Annotated in this window: 1 protein-coding gene; it reads left to right on the top strand. The window is 61.3% G+C overall.

Translation table 11 applies throughout. The features are described from left to right. A partial coding sequence (gene tuf / locus BAY1663_RS22765; protein ID WP_037045417.1) for an elongation factor Tu occupies window positions 1-1154 on the top strand: 1154 nt, incomplete at both ends.

The following is a 1154-nucleotide window of genomic DNA, read 5'->3' as shown; positions in this document are numbered from 1 at the left end:
TTCGAACGTAACAAACCGCACGTCAACGTCGGCACCATTGGTCACGTCGACCATGGCAAGACCACTCTGACCGCTGCGCTGACCCGCGTGTGCTCCGAGGTGTTCGGTTCCGCTCGCGTCGACTTCGACAAGATCGATAGCGCGCCGGAAGAGAAGGCTCGCGGTATCACCATCAACACTGCGCACGTGGAATACGACTCCAACGTCCGTCACTACGCGCACGTTGACTGCCCGGGTCACGCTGACTACGTGAAGAACATGATCACCGGTGCTGCCCAGATGGACGGCGCGATCCTGGTCTGCTCGGCTGCTGACGGCCCCATGCCGCAGACCCGCGAGCACATCCTGCTGTCCCGTCAGGTTGGTGTTCCGTACATCGTCGTGTTCCTGAACAAGGCTGACATGGTTGATGACGCCGAGCTGCTGGAGCTGGTCGAGATGGAAGTTCGCGACCTGCTGTCGACCTACGATTTCCCGGGCGACGACACGCCGATCATCGTCGGTTCCGCGCTGATGGCGCTGAACGGCGAAGACGACAACGAGCTGGGCACCACCGCGGTGAAGAAGCTGGTCGAGACCCTGGATACCTACATCCCGGAGCCGGTTCGTGCCATCGACAAGCCGTTCCTGATGCCGATCGAAGACGTGTTCTCGATCTCCGGCCGCGGTACCGTGGTGACCGGTCGTGTCGAGCGCGGCATCATCAAGGTCCAGGAAGAAATCGAGATCGTCGGTCTGCGTGACACCACCAAGACCACCTGTACCGGTGTCGAAATGTTCCGCAAGCTGCTCGACGAAGGTCGTGCCGGCGAGAACTGCGGTGTGCTGCTGCGCGGCACCAAGCGTGATGACGTCGAGCGTGGCCAGGTTCTGGCCAAGCCGGGCACCATCAAGCCGCACACCAAGTTCGAAGCCGAAGTGTACGTGCTGTCCAAGGAAGAAGGTGGTCGTCACACCCCGTTCTTCAAGGGCTATCGTCCGCAGTTCTACTTCCGTACCACTGACGTGACCGGTTCGTGCGAACTGCCGGAAGGCGTCGAGATGGTGATGCCGGGCGACAACGTGAAAATGGTTGTCACCCTGATCAAGCCGATCGCCATGGAAGACGGCCTGCGCTTCGCGATTCGCGAAGGTGGCCGTACCGTCGGTGCCGG

This window comes from Pseudomonas sp. BAY1663 (genome assembly GCF_000582595.1).
GTDB lineage: Bacteria > Pseudomonadota > Gammaproteobacteria > Pseudomonadales > Pseudomonadaceae > Stutzerimonas > Stutzerimonas stutzeri_AF.
Note: the sequence above shows the minus strand (reverse complement) of the source record. Positions and strands in the feature narration are given on the sequence as shown.